The 14,600-nt window shown below is 51.2% G+C and carries 15 protein-coding genes; 4 read left to right on the top strand and 11 right to left on the bottom strand.

Annotated features, from left to right (window positions below; genetic code table 11):
- Positions 1-5 precede the first annotated feature (5 nt).
- The 5 genes from ald to SPI9445_RS0103245 all read right to left on the bottom strand — a co-directional run bounded on the left by ald (position 6) and on the right by SPI9445_RS0103245 (position 4,715).
- Complete coding sequence (gene ald / locus SPI9445_RS0103265; RefSeq protein WP_017303290.1) at positions 6-1,091, bottom strand: alanine dehydrogenase; 1,086 nt, start codon at positions 1,089-1,091, stop codon at positions 6-8.
- Positions 1,072-2,409: an O-antigen ligase family protein gene (locus tag SPI9445_RS24180; protein WP_017303289.1), complete on the bottom strand. Its 1,338-nt coding sequence runs from the start codon at positions 2,407-2,409 to the stop codon at positions 1,072-1,074. Before SPI9445_RS24180 ends, ald begins: the two co-directional genes overlap by 20 nt.
- Complete coding sequence (gene hslO, locus SPI9445_RS0103255) at positions 2,410-3,315, bottom strand: Hsp33 family molecular chaperone HslO (RefSeq protein WP_017303288.1); 906 nt, start codon at positions 3,313-3,315, stop codon at positions 2,410-2,412.
- 48 nt (positions 3,316-3,363) lie between these two features.
- On the bottom strand, positions 3,364-4,293 hold the full coding sequence (miaA, locus tag SPI9445_RS0103250; RefSeq protein WP_017303287.1) for a tRNA (adenosine(37)-N6)-dimethylallyltransferase MiaA: 930 nt from the start codon (positions 4,291-4,293) through the stop codon (positions 3,364-3,366).
- A gap of 80 nt (positions 4,294-4,373) precedes the next feature.
- On the bottom strand, positions 4,374-4,715 hold the full coding sequence (locus SPI9445_RS0103245; protein WP_017303286.1) for a DUF952 domain-containing protein: 342 nt from the start codon (positions 4,713-4,715) through the stop codon (positions 4,374-4,376).
- Positions 4,716-4,745: 30 nt separating this feature from the next.
- Between SPI9445_RS0103245 and egtC the strand changes: the two genes are divergently transcribed.
- Together egtC and SPI9445_RS0103235 are read left to right on the top strand one after the other, a co-directional pair.
- Positions 4,746-5,534, top strand: coding sequence for an ergothioneine biosynthesis protein EgtC (egtC, locus tag SPI9445_RS0103240; protein WP_017303285.1), 789 nt, complete (start codon positions 4,746-4,748; stop codon positions 5,532-5,534).
- Positions 5,509-6,759 (top strand): SUMF1/EgtB/PvdO family nonheme iron enzyme, encoded by a 1,251-nt coding sequence (locus tag SPI9445_RS0103235; protein WP_017303284.1) that lies wholly within the window; start codon positions 5,509-5,511, stop codon positions 6,757-6,759. Before egtC ends, SPI9445_RS0103235 begins: the two co-directional genes overlap by 26 nt.
- 104 nt (positions 6,760-6,863) lie before the next feature.
- On the opposite strand, the gene SPI9445_RS24175 is transcribed toward SPI9445_RS0103235, so the two are convergent.
- Positions 6,864-7,469, bottom strand: a complete 606-nt coding sequence (locus SPI9445_RS24175) for a hypothetical protein (RefSeq protein WP_017303283.1) — start codon at positions 7,467-7,469, stop codon at positions 6,864-6,866.
- Positions 7,470-7,630: 161 nt separating this feature from the next.
- Between SPI9445_RS24175 and dxs the strand changes: the two genes are divergently transcribed.
- Both dxs and SPI9445_RS0103220 read left to right on the top strand, forming a co-directional pair.
- The gene (gene dxs, locus SPI9445_RS0103225; RefSeq protein WP_017303282.1) at positions 7,631-9,541 is read left to right on the top strand and encodes a 1-deoxy-D-xylulose-5-phosphate synthase; all 1,911 of its coding nucleotides are present in this window, start codon (positions 7,631-7,633) and stop codon (positions 9,539-9,541) included.
- 115 nt (positions 9,542-9,656) lie between these two features.
- On the top strand, positions 9,657-10,772 hold the full coding sequence (locus tag SPI9445_RS0103220; protein WP_164674457.1) for a hypothetical protein: 1,116 nt from the start codon (positions 9,657-9,659) through the stop codon (positions 10,770-10,772).
- Between the two features lie 177 nt (positions 10,773-10,949).
- On the opposite strand, the gene SPI9445_RS30290 is transcribed toward SPI9445_RS0103220, so the two are convergent.
- The 5 genes from SPI9445_RS30290 to pirA all read right to left on the bottom strand — a co-directional run bounded on the left by SPI9445_RS30290 (position 10,950) and on the right by pirA (position 14,404).
- Entirely contained in the window at positions 10,950-11,096 is a 147-nt protein-coding gene (locus SPI9445_RS30290) for an AraC family transcriptional regulator (RefSeq protein ID WP_202803775.1), read from the bottom strand.
- 6 nt (positions 11,097-11,102) lie between these two features.
- Positions 11,103-11,837 carry an NUDIX hydrolase gene (locus SPI9445_RS0103215; protein WP_026079494.1) on the bottom strand — a complete coding sequence of 245 codons (735 nt, stop codon included), beginning with the start codon at positions 11,835-11,837 and terminating at the stop codon, positions 11,103-11,105.
- A 47-nt stretch (positions 11,838-11,884) separates the two neighbouring features.
- Positions 11,885-12,454: a nicotinate-nucleotide adenylyltransferase gene (locus SPI9445_RS0103210; RefSeq protein ID WP_026079493.1), complete on the bottom strand. Its 570-nt coding sequence runs from the start codon at positions 12,452-12,454 to the stop codon at positions 11,885-11,887.
- Positions 12,455-12,495: 41 nt separating this feature from the next.
- Entirely contained in the window at positions 12,496-13,854 is a 1,359-nt protein-coding gene (locus tag SPI9445_RS0103205) for a nicotinate phosphoribosyltransferase (protein WP_017303278.1), read from the bottom strand.
- A 127-nt stretch (positions 13,855-13,981) separates the two neighbouring features.
- Positions 13,982-14,404: an arginine synthesis PII-interacting regulator PirA gene (gene pirA, locus SPI9445_RS0103200; protein ID WP_017303277.1), complete on the bottom strand. Its 423-nt coding sequence runs from the start codon at positions 14,402-14,404 to the stop codon at positions 13,982-13,984.
- Positions 14,405-14,600 lie beyond the last annotated feature (196 nt).

Genomic DNA, 14,600 nt, shown 5'->3' with positions numbered 1-14,600 from the left:
ATTTCTTAACTCAAGTCGGGAAACACTTCTTGCACGGCCGGATGAACTAAACGGTGATCTTGAATATTTAACCCCCCAGCTAACACAGAATCGCTTTCTAGGGCTTTGATCCCCTCATTGGCTAACTTCACGGCGTAGGGTAAGGTGCTATTATTCAAGGCTTGGGTCGCTGTCCAAGGTACGGCACCGGGCATATTGGGAATCCCCACGTGAACGACGCCTTCCTCTACATAACTAGGATTACTGTGGGATGTTACGTTGAGGGTTTCGATACACCCCCCTTGATCGACTGCCACATCAATAATTACGGCGCCGGGGTGCATTTGGGCGACTAATTCACGGGAAACGAGGATGGGGGCGCGTTTGCCGGGAACTAACACGGCTCCAATGAGTAAATCGGCGTCGGGGATGGCGGCCTCAATCTGCACAGGACTACTGTAGATTAATTCGACTCGTGAACCAAAGAGGCTTTCTAAGTAGTTCAAACGGTCTACATTAATGTCGAAAATCTGGACTTCTGCTCCCATGCCAATGGCCATTTTAGCGGCTTCGGTACCGACAACGCCCCCGCCTAAGATGACGACTTTTCCGCGACGGACTCCGGGAATTCCCCCTAATAAGACTCCTCGGCCTCCCTGTTGTTTTTCGAGGTAACGAGAGCCAAATTGAACGGATAAACGCCCTGCAATGATGCTCATGGGGGCAAGGAGGGGGAGTCTGCCGTCGGGGAGGGCGACGGTTTCGTAGGCGATGCCTGTTATACCGGATTGGAGGAGGGCTTCGGTGAGGGAACGATCGGCGGCGAGGTGGAGGTAGGTAAAGAGGATTTGTTGGGGTTTTAAGAGGGGGTATTCGGCGGGGAGGGGTTCTTTGACTTTAATTACCATGTCCTGATGCCAAGCGTCTTGGGCGGTGGGAACAATGGTCGCTCCGACTTGTTGATATTCTTGGTCGGTGAAACCTGCTCCTAGTCCGGCTTGGGTTTCGATGAATACCTGATGATTATGGGAGGTGAGGACGCGCACACTACTGGGGGTTAAACCGACGCGAAACTCTTGGTCTTTGATTTCTTTAGGAATCCCGATTTTCATGTTTTTTAGGTGATTTTACCGAATTTTCTAGGTTTTGTGGGGGGGGTTGCCTTTGACTCTGGACGATTCCGCCAAGCACACCTAAAATAATCCATCCCATTACATTGACGCGAAAATCAAAGATGGAAACGTCAAAGGTATTAAACCCCATACAGCTAATAAAGGCCATGAAATAGGCAAAGAGGAGGGTTTGGGAGGGGGGGTGGAGGAGTTGGCGTAGGGTTTGGGCGAGAATCCAGCCAACAATGGCGCAAAAGAGCAGGGTGGCGGGAATGCCTGTTTCGGCGAGTAACATCAGCCAGAGGTTATGGGGATGACCTAACCAGTGTTGGGTGGCGTTGTGATAGAGGGGGTCAAAGCTGCGCAATCCCCAGCCGAGGAGGGGGCGTTGTTGTACCATGTTGAGGGCAAATTCCCACTGGTTGAGGCGGGTGTGAGCGTCGGCTACGTTGGGATACATGGCTCCGGAGAGGCGACCCCAAAGGTAGAAGGGGACAATCTGCCGTAGGGTTTCCCCACCCCACTGGGGGAGGAAGGATGCCCAGAGGATGACGGTGCTAAGACTGGTGAGGGTGAGGAGGAGGAATCGCCAGCTGTAGTAAAGGGCGAAGGCGACAAAGCTCAAGAGGGCGAAAATCCAAGCGCTGCGGGATTTGGTGAGGAGGAAGGCGATCGCAATTCCCACCAGAATCAGGCTCAAACCTAGGAGGGAGTAGGTACTGGAGGCGGTGCGATTTTGCCGCCAGCGCTCCCACTGTTGCACCCACAAGCCTAAGGTCAGGTTGAACACAAGGAGTAAATAACAGGCGAGAATGTTGGCATACATGAACAAGGAGGCCATGCGCCCGACGGGATGGCCGCCGGGGATGAGATGCCATCCGGTGAGGTTTTCCCACCAGGGGGGAGTTCCCCCGTCTAAGCCCATTTGGACGAATCCGAGGAGAACAACGGCAAGGGCGGGGAGGGTGAACGCCCAGGCCATCTGGGTGAGTTGGGCGGGGGTACGGACGAAAAAGGCGATCGCACTAAAAAACAAGAATTGGGGGAGAAAATTCCCTAGACCCAGCAGGGATTCTAGGGGAAATTCCGCCCAAGCGGTACTGAGTAACCAGAGAATCGTTAGTCCTCCTAATGCCCGATTCAGGGGCATTTTCACCAAAGTCCGCCCCTGGGGCCCCCAAGTCATCAGTAGGGGAATCCCCAAACCAATCGCCCCCACAGTCGGCCAGAGGGGGAAGAGAAACAGTCCCAACAAAAAGCAGCGCCAAACCCACCCGATTCTCCGTTCCCCGTTCCCCGTTCCCTTTTCCCTGTTCATTTACTGATTACTACTAACAGCCTGTAACTCCTGAATCAGCGCGGCTAACTCCGCACTACTGGCCTGATAGACCTCACCGCAAAAATGACAAGTGGCCTCGGCCCCGTTGTCCTTCTCAATCATGTCCTGTAACTCATCGGCCCCTAACATTTTCAACGCCCCTAAAACTCGGTCAAAGGAACACTGACAATCAAACCGCACCATCTGCACCTCCGGCAAGATTTGCAGTCCCATGTCCCCTAATAACTGCTCAAAAATATCCGGTAGGGTTTTCCCGGAACGCAATAAAGGAGTAAAACCGGACAATTGCGCCACGCGGGATTCTAGGGTACTCACTAACGCCTCATCCCGTGCCGCTTTGGGCATGACTTGCAACAAAATCCCCCCGGCCGCCGTTACCCCGTCTTGCCCGACAAATACCCCCACCAACAGGGCCGAGGGGGTTTGTTCGGAGTTGACTAAATATTGGGCAATATCATCCCCTACTTCCCCGGAGACTAATTGGACAGTGCTGGAGTAGGGATAGCCAAACCCCACATCTCGCACGACATACAAATACCCATCCCGCCCTACAGCACCGCCAACATCTAGCTTTCCCTTGTCGTTGGGGGGGAGTTCCACATGAGGATGGTCTACATAACCGCGCACGGTGCCATCTAGTCCAGCGTCTACTAATAAACCCCCGAGGGGGCCGTTGCCTTTGATGCGAATATTGACCCGTGAACCGTCCCGTTTCATGCTGGAAACGAGCAATAACCCAGCCGTCATCGCCCGTCCGAGGGCGGCGGTGGCCACATAGGATAAATTATGCCGTTGTCGAGCGTCTTCTGTCAGACGAGTGGAGATGACACCGACGGCCCGAATGCCGCCATCTGCTGCGGTAGCGCGGATTAATTGGTCTGCCATTGATCTAACCTGCTGAGTCCTGCTTTATGAGATTGTGCTGATCTGTTCTTAATGTATCTTAACGAAGTTCTGCACTCCACTGGTCTTGAGGAAGGTTTGAATGGTGTCCCAAATGTGTTCGCCTAAGTTAGCTTGGGTCACATCAAACCACAGAATATCAGGATCAGCGCGAAACCAAGTCCTTTGTCGTTTGGCAAACTGTCGGGTATGAAGTACCGTTAGGGCTTGGGCTTCGGCTAAGGAAATTTCCCCCTGTACATACTGACCCATCTCGCTATAACCTAAGGTGCTTAACAAGGGCAAATCCCAGCCATATTTCGCCCCCAGTGCGGCCACTTCTTCCACTAAACCCTGTGCAATCATTTGGCGGGTGCGTCGTTCAATGCGCTGCTGGAGGTGGTCTTTTGGGCCATCTAGACCTAACTGTAAGATGGGGTAGGGGGGAGGGGATTCGCCCTGTTGTTGGGAAATGGGTTGGCCTGTGATGTAGAAGACTTCCAGCGATCGCAATGTCCGCACCTGATCATTCCGGTGAATCTTCCCGGCCGCCACAGGATCCACCTGTTGCAAAAATTGGTAACATTGGGCTTGCCCCAAAGCCTTTAAACTCTCTCGTAACTCCTCATTAGGCGCAACACGGGGGATTTTTAAGCCCTTGGTAATCGACTTAATATATAATCCTGTCCCCCCCACTAATAAGGGCAGAGAAACCTGTTTAATAACCTGTTGAGCTTGGTCTTGATAGTCAGCGAGGGTTAAAGTCTCTCTAGGGTCACAAATATCCAGCAAAAAATGGGGAACGGCCGCTTGTTCTTCTACCGTTGGTTTCGCCGTGCCGATATCTAATTCTCGGTACACCTGACGAGAATCTGCACTAATAATTCCCGTTGCCAAGCGTTGGGCAATCTCCAACGCCAGCCCCGATTTTCCCGTTGCTGTGGCTCCACAAATAACAATTAAAGGTTTAAGGTCTAACAATTTTTTTCTGAATTGTACGGTGAGATTCTATGGTTTTATGGGGTAAAGCGACAGGGAAACCCAACCCATTAAATAGTTTCTTAGGGCAATGGGGGGAGAACTTCAAAAACGCCCTGAGCATTGGTCACAAAAGGAGTGACTCCCACTACCGCATCTAAATTTAGTCTGCCATAAATGTGAGGAAACGTGCCATGATCTAGAACCGTTTCCCAGCGAATTTCTGCCCGAACTCGTGCCGGATTAATCCATAATAAAACGAGATCCGATTGTCCAGAATAAAAACGGTTTGCCACGGCGATCGCCTGCTCCGGCTTAGAAGCATGAATGAACCCATCTGTCAAGAGAGAAGCGCAACAATATTCTCCATTTTGCCGTGCTTGTAACCATTGCGCGGGAGAAGTTATGTGTACAATCAGGGTCATGTTGTTCTCTATCCTCTTTAACCTATTACTATGTGCCGAGTTTTAGCCTATCTTGGAGCCCCCATTCAACTGGATCAGATTCTCTGTAAACCGGAACATTCCCTGATTGTCCAAAGTTATCAACCCCGGGAAATGCAGGTCGCCCTATTGAATGCCGATGGTTTTGGGGTGGGCTGGTATCATGAACAACGGGACGAAAACCCCTACACCTATAAAAACACCTTGCCCATCTGGAATGATGTCAATTTGCCCCATTTAGCCCGTTATGTGGAGTCTCCTTGTACCTTAGCCTATGTGCGCAGTGCCACGCCGGGATTAGCCGTAGATTTGGGCAACTGTCAGCCGTTCACCTGGGGGCGCTTAATGTTTGTCCATAATGGCTTTATTGAGCGATTTCGCCACACCTTGCGCCGTCCTTTGCGGCAATTATTGCGGGAGGATGTGGAATGTTTAATCCAAGGGGTGACAGACTCTGAGCATATTTTTGCCCTAATTTTGAGTATTTGGCGGGATCAGCCCGAGTTATCCTTAGAGGAGGCTTTCCGAAAGGCGATCGCAAAACTGATCGAACTCGCCACACCCCAAGGCGTAAAACTCGCCGTTACCGCCGTAATGAGTACCGGAAAACGCCTCGTCGCTTGTCGTTACTCCAACTTTGAAATCATCTCAACCTTGTACTGGTTACGGGACGACCTAAACTTTCCAGGTAGTGTAATTCTTGCCTCCGAACCCCTTTTTGAGGCAGACTGGAAAGCGTGTCCAGCCCAAAGTTTACTCAGTGTGGGAGAGGATCTTGAGATTAAATGCGACGGACTCTAAACAGGAAACCCTACGACAAGCCCTCCTCGACTGTCGGCAAAAAACCCTAACCCTAGTCTCCGACATTACCCCCTCAGAATTGTGCCAACAAAGCCACCCGGATTTTAGTCCCGTCGGTTGGCACTTAGGGCATATCGCCTTCACCGAGGGGCTGTGGATTCTAGAACATTGTGCCGGAATCCAACTCCCCGCCCCCGTCTCCCGGCAATTCTGGGCTGCCGATGGTTTACCCAAAAGCCAACGCCAAGCCCTACCCCCCCTTCCCATCCTTCAGGACTACCTCGACACCATCCGTCAATCCGTCCTCAACTACCTAGAAACCGCCCCCCTAGAGCAACAAGAACGCCTCTGGTGGTGGTTACTGCAACACGAAAGCCAACACAACGAAACCATCGCCATTGTCCTGGCCATGTTGCGCTGGGGGAAATCCCCCCAAAGGCCCCCGACAAAAACCCAAACCTCCGACACCTTTTCCCCCACCCTCATCACCATCCCCTCGGGAGAATTTCAGATGGGACAGGATAACCTCCTCGCCCAAGATAACGAACGCCCCCCCCACAGGGTTTATCTCGACACCTACCAAATCGACAGCCACCCCGTCACCTGCCAACAATACCGTCAATTCATCACGGCCGGAGGCTACCACGAGCCAAAATACTGGTCCGATGCCGGGTGGCAGTGGCTGCAACAAAACCCCGTCACCAAGCCCTACTATTGGCGAGAGGGGGCAGACTGGGACGATTATCCCGTTTGTGGTGTCAGTTGGTATGAAGCCGAGGCCTACGCCCGTTTCGTCGGGAAACGCCTCCCCAGCGAGGCCGAATGGGAAAAAGCCGCCACCTGGCACCCCTCCCAGTCCCACCCCGCCCCCTATCCTTGGGGAACAGATTCCCCCCACCCCCAGCGCTGCAATTTTGACACCCATCTCCGAGACACTACCCCCGTCTACGCATATCCTGACGGTCGCAGTCCCTTGGGCTGTTGGGATATGTTAGGCAATGTGTGGGAGTGGACCGACAGTTGGTTTGCGGGCTATCCGGGGTTTGAATTTTATCCCTATCGGGGGTATTCCGAGGTCTATTTTGACCAACAACATCGGGTCATGCGGGGAGGGAGTTGGATTACTCGTCCTTGGGGGTTACGGTCAAGTTTCCGCAACTGGTATCATCCTTGGGTGCGTCAAATGTTTGTCGGATTTCGTTGTGCAATAGGTAGGGCTTGCTGAATAACTCTACTCGTGGGGCTAGGGAACGGGGAACGGGGGAATAGGGAATAGGTAATAATTCTTGATACCTCGACTCCCGACTCCCGATTCCCCAAATCTCGGACTTATTCAGGTAAAGTGAACTCTTGACTATTTTCCGCTTCTTCCGCCGCCCGAGACTGATAAATCCTTCGCCAAGCGCGTACAGTACCCCGCCCAATAATTAAATCATCGGTGCGGCCATCCGCCCAAACCAGTCGGATGGTGGTGTTGGCTAAAGGGACTTGAATTAAAGCGGCCGCGAGTTCAGGGGAAACGGGGCCGCCTGTGTAGGTGTAGACTTCCCCGTTAAGGGCGAACAGAATTTTTTCTGGGCTGCGAGAATAAGCCTCTCGTTCATAAATCGGTTCTTGTTCGGGATAGCTTTCCCGACGGGAGGTTCCTTGAACATACACAGTGCGCTCCCGCCACACGGTACGATAGCCGATGATGCGCTGTTCATACCAAGTGTAAGTGAGACGGATGGCATCCTCTGACCAAGTGCTGACATAGGTGCTGCCGTTGGAGGGGTTAAAGTTGCGATCATGGACAATTAGACCATCAAAGGGATCTTCTATGACCTCAGACCATGCCACCCGAGCATTAGGCTCAATGGGGGCGGGTGTGACGGCCAGGAGGGGAGAGGTAAAGGTGAGAAGTGCGATCGCACTGATCCAAATAGGTTTTATCATCAATATCCTCCTTGCAGATCAAAAAAACAGAAAATGGGGAAATTGAGCGGCTTTTTTCTCAAAAGATGAAAGATCGTAGCAATTCTGCGCTACCTCTTGCTAGATCCTTTAAAGTGTGATGTAGGCACAATAAACCTTAAGAAAATCAAAAATAGTATCTTATGCACCTAAGTGAACTCACTCATCCCAACCAACTGCATGGACTCTCTATCCGCCAACTGGAAAATATTGCCCGTCAGGTGCGAGAAAAACACCTAGAAACCATTGCCCGCAGTGGGGGACACCTCGGCCCGGGATTAGGTGTGGTAGAACTGACCATTGCACTCTACCAGACTTTGGATCTGGATCGGGATAAGGTGGTCTGGGATGTGGGACACCAAGCCTATCCTCACAAAATGTTAACAGGACGCTACAACGACTTTCACACCCTGCGCCAAAAAGACGGCATTGCTGGCTATTTAAAACGCTGTGAGAGCAAATTTGACCATTTTGGGGCAGGACACGCCTCTACGAGTATTTCTGCCGCCTTGGGGATGGCTTTAGCCCGGGATATGCAGGGGGATGATTATAAAGTAGTGGCCGTTATTGGCGATGGTGCTTTAACCGGAGGGATGGCACTAGAGGCCATTAACCACGCTGGACATTTGCCCCATACTAACTTAATGGTAGTTCTCAACGATAACGAAATGTCAATTTCGCCCAATGTTGGGGCAATTTCTCGTTACTTGAACAAAGTCCGTCTATCTCCCCCCATGCAGTTCTTGACGGATAACCTAGAAGAACAATTTAAGCATCTGCCGTTCTTAGGGAATACCTTATCCCCGGATATGGAACGCCTTAAAGACAGTATGAAACGCTTGGCTGTGTCCAAAGTGGGGGCAGTGATTGAAGAGTTAGGCTTTAAGTATTTTGGCCCCATTGATGGTCATAATCTCGAAGAACTGATTACGACGTTCCAACAAGCGCACCAAATGCACGGGCCGGTTTTGGTTCATGTGGCGACGGTGAAGGGGAAAGGCTACGAATTGGCGGAAAAGGATCAAGTGGGCTACCATGCTCAAAGTCCCTTTGACCTCGCAACAGGTAAGGCGTATCCTCCCAAAAAGCCGACACCCCCTAGTTATTCTAAGGTTTTTGCCCACACCCTGACGACGTTGGCGGCCAATAATCCCAAAATCGTGGGGATTACAGCTGCAATGGCCACGGGAACAGGTTTGGATAAGTTACAGGCGAAACTGCCGAAACAGTATATTGATGTAGGGATTGCGGAACAGCACGCGGTTACATTGGCGGCGGGTTTGGCTTGTGAGGGGATGCGTCCGGTGGTGGCGATTTATTCGACGTTCCTCCAACGGGCTTATGATCAGGTGGTGCATGATGTCTGTATTCAGAATTTGCCTGTGTTTTTCTGTTTAGACCGGGCCGGGATTGTGGGGGCGGATGGTCCGACTCACCAAGGGATGTATGATATCGCCTATATGCGCTGTTTGCCGAATTTGGTCATGATGGCTCCGAAGGATGAGGCGGAGTTACAACAGATGCTGGTGACGGGAATTGAATACACTGATGGCCCGGTTGCGATGCGCTATCCTCGCGGTAATGGTGTTGGGGTGCCGTTGATGGAGGATGGTTGGGAACCGTTGCCGATTGGTAAGGGTGAGATTCTGCGCAATGGGGATGATCTGCTGTTGGTGGCCTATGGTTCGATGGTGAATACCTCGATGCAGGTGGCGGAGATGTTGAGCGAACATGGGGTTGAGGCGACGGTAATTAATGCCCGTTTTGTGAAGCCGTTGGATACGGAGTTAATTGTTCCTCTAGCGCAACAAATCGGCAAGGTGGCGACGTTGGAGGAGGGGTGTTTAATGGGCGGTTTCGGCTCTGCGGTGGTGGAGGCGTTACAGGATCATGATGTGATGGTTCCGGTGAAACGGTTTGGGGTGCCGGATCAGTTGGTGGATCACGCGAAACCCAATGAATCTTTTGCGGATTTGGGGTTAACGGGTTCACAAATTACGGAGTCGTTGCTGAAGGGGTTCTTTAGCAAACAGTTGTCTACGGTGAGCCGCTAAATGAATTACCCCACCCTCATCAGGGGTGGGGTAATTTATAAAGTGGTACATCCCCGGCCTTGTTTTCTGTATCCGGAGTTGAGATCAAGGTAGCGACATTTAAAAGGCAGGTGTCATGATGCGAGGCCGGATGGTTATACTTTGGCTGTTAACTTTGGTGATGGTGGGGTGGGTGATGGTGTCCTCCCCGGTGCAAGCGGCGGCTATTTCCCAGTCCTGTGCGTTGGAGGTGGTGGGGGATCTGACGCAACGGGGGGTTTTGGATGAGACGATGGCGCAAACCCAACGGGATTACTATAGGAGTCATTCTGACTTGTACCCTCTGAGTTTGGGGGAACAGGTGCGGGGGGTTCTGACTTTTGCCAATATTATCTGGGTGGTGGCCAGTTTTTTAATTGTCCTAGCGGTGGTGTGGTTAGGGGGAATTTATCTGGTTGCTCTGTTGGCGTTAATTCCTATAGAAGGCTACGAAATTTTGGCCTATGGGGTGTGTGGGGGGCTAATTGTGGCGAGTCCTAGTGAGTTTTGGGCGCTGCCGGGTGCGATCGCCATTAATGGAGTCTGGGCCTGGTCTCATGGGTTACACCCCAAAACCTTAGAAGGGTTTTATCGCACTTTGAAAACGAACCCGATCACCTTTGGCAGTGGGGTTTTAACGCTGTTATGGGGGGGAATGGCGATCGCCTATCAAAGTTCGGTCTTTGGTTTTCTGGCGATTCTCGCTCTAGAGGCCTTTTTCGGCTTTGTGGTGACTGTTACCCCCGGAATCTACAGTTTTGGCTTTCGCAGTCGTCGGGTCATCCCCTATGCTACTTTTGCCTCTCTCGCCCTGATTTTGGTCTATACCGCCCATTTACAAGGTTGGATCACGATACCTCAATTTAGCATTTTTCAACGAGGGGTTTTCTATATCGGTACATTCGTATATAGTCTAGGGATGTTGATTTGGTCGTCCAAATGGTATCATCATGAGCGGCCGTGGATGTACCCAGTTTTACAAATTGGTGCGATCGCCTCTGGAGTGGCTGCCCTTTATTTCGGCACGATGTTAAACATTGGCACCTTCCAAGGCATTGGTGGCACGTTCTTCTTTTTATACGCCCTAGAAAAATATTTTGAGTTACCTTGGCGGAAGGAATTTTGGGCTTGGGGAACGTTAGGATTAGCGCTCCTTCTCTGGGGGAGTGCGTGGGTAATGCAGAATTACCCTGAGTTTTTCCTCTGGGGCTAGTTTTCTTAGGGCATAGGGAACGGGGGAGGGGGAGAGAGGGGGAGCAGGGGAATAGTGAATAGCTAAAACTCTTTTATTTTAGGGAACAGGGAACAGGGAACAGGGAACAGGGAACAGGGGGGGAGAGTTCCCGGACTCCCGATTCCCGACTCCTGACGCTTATTGCTTCGTACCTTCCTAGGTCATGCTTCGCGAACGCAATGACATTACTCCCGACTCCCGACTCCCGACTCCCGATTCCCGATTCCCGATTCCCGATTCCCGATTCCCGATTCCCGATTCCCGATTCCCTGTTCCCTGTTCCCTACTCTCCAACTTTTTCAACAAGCCCTAAACAAAAACAAGCGGTTTGTCTTTTAACGGAGCAAACGCTTCTGCATTAAACCGATATAAACTCGCAGGTCGCCCCGCCCCCCGTGAGACTTTCACCCCCGTATCTTCCAAAAAACCGAGTTTTAATAAGCGGGTTCTAAAATTAGAATAATCAGAGAAATTATCCCCCAAAACCGTACAGTAAAGTTGATAAAGATCATTGAGGGTAAAGAGTTGAGGCAACACATCAAAAGCAATGGGACTATATTCTAATTTATTGCGCAATCTTCGATAGCCATAGTCAATAATTTGATTGTGATCAAAAGCCAGTTGAGGCACATTTTTCACGGGATACCAAGCCGTTGCTCCCCCCTGTTTCATTAGTAATTCTGCGGCATCTAAACGGACGAGGGCGAAATAACTCACGCTGAGATAACGTACCCCAAAAGAGTGAATATCCTCCCGAGGATCTCGGCCGGGATTGCCGAAGGTGTAGAGTTGTTCTAAATAAAGATTCTTGACTTTGATTTTCTCGCATAAAATGCGATGGGCGGCCTCTTCGAGGGATTCCCCTTGACGGACAAGGGTTCCGGGTAAACTCCAAGATTCTAGGAAGGGTTCATGGGATCGCCTCACTAATAACACTAAGAGTCGATTCTGCTCACTATCTACGGAAAAGATAACGTTATCCACCCCCACTTTAAAATCAGCTAACACGGGTGAATGGATGTTAGGGGGATTCGGGGTATTCATGGGTTTATGGTGCAGTGCAGGTGAGGAGAATAAGAGTCGGGACAGAATCACGAGGCATAGAGTTGTTGTTGATAGATGTAGTCTTGAACTAGGGGAATCACCACACTCTGATCTCCGTTTTCCCGGTAGGCACTCGATGAGACTCCCGGTGCATGGAGATCGGCGATCGCATAATCTCCCCCTAATGCTTCTAATTGTGCCAGTCCTTCGGGATCAATGGCATAACCAAAACGCGGCACAATCAGCAACTGTACTTGTTTTAACAAGGTTTCGACGTTATACCATCGGGGGAGTTGAGGAATTAAATCCGCACCAATCACCAGATTTAAATTTACCTCATCCCCCCAAATTGCTCGCGCTTTCTCTACAGTCGTTAAGCTGCGAGGATGGCTTAATTCTCGATTTAAGCTGATATTGTGTCGGGGCGCCTCAATTTCCATAATCACTAAGCGCAACATCATCATCCGGTGTTCTAGGGGGGTTTGATGCTGTTTAAAGGGATTATCAGAAGCCCACACGGCCACCCAATCATAATGGTTAGAAAGCCAGCGTAGAATGGTTTGGTGGCCAGAAGTCGGAGGATCGGCGCTAGTACCGAAAAGGGCTATTTCTGTCATGGTTTTAGTGGGTTGTGGGGGCTTTGAAAAGGGATAATTGTTCATTGAGCAAGGGTTTGCTGTAACGCTTGTAACGGTTGGGAAATGAGGACAGGGGGAGGTGTGGGATGATTCAGTTGGCGCGTTTGGGGGGGTAAACTCTGCACGGATTGACGGGTGCGATCGCGAATCTCCCCTAAAGACTCTGTTTCTAACCAACGCTCCCCCCCCTTCATCACACAACGTAATAGGGGAATTTCCCCCTCTAGGGGCTGTTCCCCGGCCAGACCTAGGCGATCGCTCATTTCCTCCCCAACGCGCCGAAAAACCTGTTTTTTGCCGGGATAGGTGGCCTTCCCCCTCGATTGTTTCATAGTCGGAATGCCCCCAATCTCCACCAACTTATACACCCCATTCACCGGGTCCCCAGTGACTAAGCGGGTGCCGAATCCGTAGCCATCCATACAGGCTCCCTCCCCTTGTAGGCGCTGGATTTCCCACTCATCGAGATCCCCACTGGCGAAGATTTTCACCTGGGGTAACTGCGATCGCACCTGTTGAGATAACGCTACCAAATCCCCCGAATCCAACCGCACCCCCCTTAACTGTCGTTCCCCCGCCCGCACCTGTTCCCCCAAGCGTTCCACCGCCGCCACCGGATCATAAGTATCCACCAACAGCGCCGCCTCGGGGAAATAACGCTGAAACGCTGTAAACGCCTCATCTTCCGACCCCGCCAGCGCCTTCACCGCCATAACCAAAGCATGAGCCATCGTTCCCACCGGTTTTTCCCCCAACTGCAAGGCCGCCAACACATTGGACGTAGCATCTAATCCCCCCGCTAAAGCCGCCCGTGCCGCCCAGAGCGCCCCTTGAGGGCTAAAAGCCCGCCGAGTGCCAAATTCCAACAAATGGGCATCCTCCCCCGCTATATCCCGTAAACGCGCCGCTCTGGTCGCGATTAGAGTTTGATAATTGATAGCATTGAGCAGATAGGTTTCCACCCATTGCGCCTGCCACAGGGGAGCCTCAATGCGTAACAGAGGTTCATGAGCAAAAACCGCCATCCCTTCCGGTACCGCCCACACATCCCCCGTAAAACGCGCCGACTCCAACAAATGCCAAAACTCCGAGGGCGCTTGAGCAAAAATTCCCGTTTCCTGTAGCGCCCCAATCTGTCCGGGGGTGAACTGGAGTTGCTCTAGGTACTCTAGCGCCTGAGTGAGTCCCATAGCGATTAAATACCCAAACCCCTCGGGCAATCGTCGGGTAAACAGTTCAAAACTCGCTGGCTGTTGGGCGATGCCTTCCCCAACATAACAAGCGCTCATGGTCAGTTGATAAAGATCCGTAAACAGACTGTAGTCCTTGGGCTGTAAGGTTAAGTCTGGAGTTTGAGGGAGCAAGGTTTGAGTGATCATAAATTTTCCCTTAGCTGTGCGGGCTATTTTAATTATAGTGATTTTTACCAAAATTAGGAGCAAAAAAAGAGCGAAGCTAAAAAGTTTCGCTCTAGGATTGCGTTTCGTTGCGAGTCAGGCTAGAATTCTAAAGGGCAAGTTGCCGGGACTCTTTTTCCAGCATTCCGATCAAGTTCTGATCCCCTCTCGCCCGCGCCACCTGTAAGCGGTACTCTAAATTGCGGCGCATATTGTAGAGGTGAACTTGAGCCGTTTCCTGGGCGAGATTAAGACGAGCCACAGGAGCAGATTTCTGGTAGTTTTCCTGTTGACAGCTTTCGGCGATCGCAGCCAACTGAGCCTTTAAAGTGTTCTCCGTTTGGATCATCGGGCAGTATTGGTAAGCCACGCTCCGATATTTCAACGGCGGTTTGGTTTGCAGCGTCGGAATATGTCTAGGATAGCGGTAGTGATAAGACTGACCGCGATATTTGCCTGACAATTCCCCCTCAGACACTTCCAAAGATAACGGTTGACGTTGGTAATGAACGCCGCGATAGCATAGTTCCATTGTTAAAACCCTCGATTGCTTGCTTTATTAAAAAATTTTCAAAAGGAGATCCCCCCACAACCTGAGATATCTCTCAAGTCTGACCCTTTGATATCTATTATGTGATATCTGATCGTCCGGGACGGATTCTGTTAACCCTTCATCGTGAGAATCAGTCAATCCGGAAAACACACCCGCAATGTAATTCTGTATCTAT

Source organism: Spirulina subsalsa PCC 9445, from assembly GCF_000314005.1.
Taxonomy (GTDB): Bacteria; Cyanobacteriota; Cyanobacteriia; order Cyanobacteriales; family Spirulinaceae; genus Spirulina_A; species Spirulina_A subsalsa.
This window is presented reverse-complemented; position numbering and strand designations above follow the sequence as displayed.

Coding starts and splice junctions, on each gene's coding strand:
- ald (WP_017303290.1), bottom strand. CDS start 1,091: ATGAAAATCGGGATTCCTAAAGAAATCAAAGACCAAGAGTTTCGCGTC.
- SPI9445_RS24180 (WP_017303289.1), bottom strand. CDS start 2,409: ATGAACAGGGAAAAGGGAACGGGGAACGGGGAACGGAGAATCGGGTGG.
- hslO (WP_017303288.1), bottom strand. CDS start 3,315: ATGGCAGACCAATTAATCCGCGCTACCGCAGCAGATGGCGGCATTCGG.
- SPI9445_RS0103245 (WP_017303286.1), bottom strand. CDS start 4,715: ATGACCCTGATTGTACACATAACTTCTCCCGCGCAATGGTTACAAGCA.
- egtC (WP_017303285.1), top strand. CDS start 4,746: ATGTGCCGAGTTTTAGCCTATCTTGGAGCCCCCATTCAACTGGATCAG.
- SPI9445_RS24175 (WP_017303283.1), bottom strand. CDS start 7,469: ATGATAAAACCTATTTGGATCAGTGCGATCGCACTTCTCACCTTTACC.
- dxs (WP_017303282.1), top strand. CDS start 7,631: ATGCACCTAAGTGAACTCACTCATCCCAACCAACTGCATGGACTCTCT.
- SPI9445_RS0103220 (WP_164674457.1), top strand. CDS start 9,657: ATGATGCGAGGCCGGATGGTTATACTTTGGCTGTTAACTTTGGTGATG.
- SPI9445_RS0103215 (WP_026079494.1), bottom strand. CDS start 11,837: ATGAATACCCCGAATCCCCCTAACATCCATTCACCCGTGTTAGCTGAT.
- SPI9445_RS0103210 (WP_026079493.1), bottom strand. CDS start 12,454: ATGACAGAAATAGCCCTTTTCGGTACTAGCGCCGATCCTCCGACTTCT.
- SPI9445_RS0103205 (WP_017303278.1), bottom strand. CDS start 13,854: ATGATCACTCAAACCTTGCTCCCTCAAACTCCAGACTTAACCTTACAG.
- pirA (WP_017303277.1), bottom strand. CDS start 14,404: ATGGAACTATGCTATCGCGGCGTTCATTACCAACGTCAACCGTTATCT.